Raw genomic sequence first — 3,446 nt, 5'->3', positions numbered from 1 at the left:
TGCCTCTTAACCGGCTAAAGTACTTGTTCCTGCTTGTCAGCGACACTCCGCAGAATCGGTCTAGCAGTGTGATGTGAGTCACGGATGCTACAACTGTGTTCATGAGCAGCAGTGTCGATCTGCGACTTGCCCGCCACGATGAAGGTTGGGCGCTGGCTGGGGCGGATGCGTCCCGGTTCGGACTGGTCAACGATTATCTGAGTCACCTGCTGGACCGGAACTACTCGTTGGCGACGGTCAGGGCATACGGGTATGACCTGCTGGCGTTCTGCCGGTGGTTGAGCGAAGTGGATGTGGAGGTCGAGTCAGTCACCACGAATGGGCTGCTGGACTATTTGAGGGCCTGCCGGGAAGCGACGATCCCTGGCCGGGCGGGACCGGAGGTCATCACGATGACTGGTCAGCGTCTGGATCGGTATGCGGCAACGACGATCAATCGGCGCTTGGCTGCGATTGCTGGCCTGTATACCTTCGCTGGTCTGAGAGATCCAGAGGCGAGTAATCCTGTCCCGCGAGGCCGTGAGGCACGCTGGGTAACCGCTGGCGAGAAGTCCGGGATGCTCGCTCACACCCGAAGGCGGCGGCAGCCCCGCTCGGCGCTGCGGTTGCGGGAGTCGAAGAAGCTGCCGGTGGCGTTATCGGCGCCGGATGCGGCGAAGTTGGTGGCCAGCTTGCGCACTTGGCGCGATCGGGCGATCGCGGGGCTGATGCTTTGGTGTGGCCTGCGCTCCAGTGAAGTGTTGACGCTGGCCGTTAAGGATGTCGATATCGGCGGCCGATGGGTCACCGTCACTGGTAAAGGCGCCAAGCAACGACGCGTGCCATTGGATGCTGATGTCGCTTCGGTCATTGATGTGTACCTACTGGCCGAACGCCCCGCCTCGGACTCTGATCGGCTCTTCCTGGTGGCCAAAGGCGCCAACCGCGGGCAGGGCTTGACTGCGGCTGGGTTGCGCACGATTTTCCGCTACCACCGAGGTCTGACGGGGATCGCTGGTGGGCATCCACACGCTCTGCGGCACACCTTCGGCACCACGTTGGCCGAAGCCGGTGTCGATCTAGCGGTGATGCAGGCCCTGCTCGGTCATGCTCATGTTGATACCACCGCACGGTATGTTCATCTGGCCCCGGCCCATGTGAAAGGTGAGTTCGATGCAGCACGCGCACGCATCCGCGCCCAGACTCGTTGACACCAGCCCGGAACTGGGCGGTGAGGATCTGCTGGATGACTATCTTGATCGCCTGGCCGCGACCGGCCGCGGCAACGTGGTCTATGAGCGGGCGGCACGGAATTTCTTCGGCACCTGGCCCGACCCCCAGGCATGGGCGGCGCAACCGCTTGCCGCCCGGCTGGCCGCCGATAAGCACGCCCGGCCAGTGATCACCTTCCTCATGGTCCACCACGGCCTGCGCCCGGGTTACGACTATCTGCTCGAACGTAAGCTCTCCTCGATCTGGCGCGAAATCCAGGGCAGCCGGTTGCAGGCCGAAATCGAGCGTTTCCTCTCAGCTGCCCAGAGGCTGGGATTCTCGCTGCGGGTGCGCTTGGCCACCGGATCACAAGTTCCGGTGCGGCTGCTGATCCAGACCGGCCGGCCGATCGCCGAGCTGGTCCAAGACGACCTCGACGCTTTCGCCGCGGCCTGTCATGAGCGCGGCCGACGAACCGGAACCAGCCACCGCCACTACCTCTCAGCGATCAGCAATACCCAGACCGTGCTGTTCCACCTGGGCATCGTCGATCAGCTGCCCCGCAGTGGCGGCCCGACCCCGCTGGAGGAACGACTCGCTGAGGTGGCCGCCCCGATCCGGGCCGAGATGATCGCCTATCTTCAACGCAAGAAGGCCACCTGCCAGGCCAAGACCGTCTCCGCATTGGCGACCCGACTCAAACACTTCGGCACTTTTTTGGCCACTTCTGATCCTGAGCTTTCCAGCGTGGCTGATCTGGATCGGCGCCGACACATCGAGCCTTGGCTGTCTTCGCTGCTCGATACCGTCAGCGACAAAGACGGCCAACCGATCAGCATCGGCGACCGCAACCGGCGCGTAGTAGCGGTGACAACATTTTTGACCGATATCGCCGAATGGGGCTGGGACGTCGCGCCCTCCAGGAAAGTCATCTTCCGCGACGACATCCCGAAACTTCCGCAGGTGTTGCCCCGCTATCTCCCCGTTGACGCCGACCGGCGCCTACAAGAGGCGCTGACCCTCCATCCCGCCAACGAACTGGCCGCCCTGGCCCTACGCCTGCAACGGGCCTGCGGGCTACGCATCGGGGAGCTGCTGGATCTGGAGCTGGACTGCGTGCACCAGATCCAGGACAACGGCGCGTGGCTGAAGGTCCCGCTGGGCAAGATGGCCACCGAACGCATGGTCCCACTGGATTCCGAGACCCTGGAGCTGATCGACCGCATTACCCAGATCCGTTCCCATGGTCGACCGATGCCGCACCCACGCTACCGGCGACCAGCCCAGTTCCTGTTCACCTATCTCGGACGCCGACTATCCCAACAGGGAGTCCGGGCCGAACTTGATCACGCCGCCAATATCGCCGGACTCGAACACGTCACCTCCCACCAATTGCGCCACACCTACGCGACCGCGCTGGTCAACGCTGGAGTCTCCCTGCAAGCGCTAATGGCTCTGCTCGGTCACGTCAGCGCAGAGATGAGCCTGCGCTACGGTCAACTCTTTGATGCCACCGTCCGCACCGAATACGAACGCGCCCTGGATCTAGCCAAACAGCAAACAGCTCCGCAACCTCCGGCACCAACCGGCCCGGGCGGCCGGACCCAGCTGCCGCTAGCCGACATCACCGGCGGACAGGACTGGCAGGACACACCGCTGCTGAAATCACGCATGGCTGGCGGGTTCTGCCTGCGCACACCCGCCCAGGGCGCCTGTGCCTATGCCAACATCTGCGAACACTGCCCCAGCTACCGCGCTGAGCCCTCATCACTTCCGATCCTCGCCGCCCAACGTGTCGATGCCCAAGCCCTTGCCCGCGATGCCGAAGACCGCGGATGGATTGATGAAGCCGACCGCCACCACAAGCTCATCAACCGCCTCGACGCCCTCATCGCCGACACCGAAGCCGCCGCCTGATGAACCCCCACGACCGGATCAACATCATTGAACGCGCCTGCACCGACCTGAGCCGCAACGGCCAACCGATCACGTTTGTCGCTATCGCCGCCGCCACCGGCCTGAGCCGTTCAACGATCTACCGCAACACCGCACTGCGCGGCATCGTCGAGGAGCACAAACACGCCGAAGCCACCGACACTCCAATGACCGCGATCAGCGACGAGATCGCCACCCTCCGAGCCGCAGTGACCACCCTCGCCGAGCGTGTACGCAGCCACGAAGATCAACTCCGCCGGCTGCGCCGCTGAAAAGATTAACCGGCCAATAGCCCAAAAGAACCCCAATTAGCCGGATAA

General features: G+C 63.6%; 3 protein-coding genes. All 3 read left to right on the top strand.

Features of this window, described 5'->3' with window-relative positions; translation table 11 throughout:
• Positions 1-101 precede the first annotated feature (101 nt).
• Genes FEF26_RS15260 through FEF26_RS15250 form a run of 3 tightly spaced genes read left to right on the top strand, consistent with a single transcriptional unit; the run spans position 102 to position 3,398 of the window.
• The gene (locus FEF26_RS15260) at positions 102-1,190 is read left to right on the top strand and encodes a tyrosine-type recombinase/integrase (protein WP_138254388.1); all 1,089 of its coding nucleotides are present in this window, start codon (positions 102-104) and stop codon (positions 1,188-1,190) included.
• A complete protein-coding gene (locus FEF26_RS15255) occupies positions 1,153-3,108 on the top strand; it encodes a tyrosine-type recombinase/integrase (RefSeq protein WP_138254387.1) in 1,956 nt (651 codons plus the stop codon). The genes FEF26_RS15260 and FEF26_RS15255 overlap by 38 nt, the downstream gene beginning before the upstream one ends.
• On the top strand, positions 3,108-3,398 hold the full coding sequence (locus FEF26_RS15250) for a DUF6262 family protein (RefSeq protein ID WP_138254386.1): 291 nt from the start codon (positions 3,108-3,110) through the stop codon (positions 3,396-3,398). The genes FEF26_RS15255 and FEF26_RS15250 overlap by 1 nt, the downstream gene beginning before the upstream one ends.
• The last annotated feature ends 48 nt before the right edge of the window (positions 3,399-3,446 follow it).

This window comes from Nesterenkonia salmonea, from assembly GCF_005771525.1.
In the GTDB taxonomy this organism is placed as follows: domain Bacteria; phylum Actinomycetota; class Actinomycetes; order Actinomycetales; family Micrococcaceae; genus Nesterenkonia; species Nesterenkonia salmonea.
This window is presented reverse-complemented; position numbering and strand designations above follow the sequence as displayed.

Bases quoted from the DNA above. Each gene is read 5' to 3' on its own strand.
- FEF26_RS15255 (WP_138254387.1), top strand. From the start codon at position 1,153: ATGCAGCACGCGCACGCATCCGCGCCCAGACTCGTTGACACCAGCCCG.
- FEF26_RS15260 (WP_138254388.1), top strand. From the start codon at position 102: ATGAGCAGCAGTGTCGATCTGCGACTTGCCCGCCACGATGAAGGTTGG.
- FEF26_RS15250 (WP_138254386.1), top strand. From the start codon at position 3,108: ATGAACCCCCACGACCGGATCAACATCATTGAACGCGCCTGCACCGAC.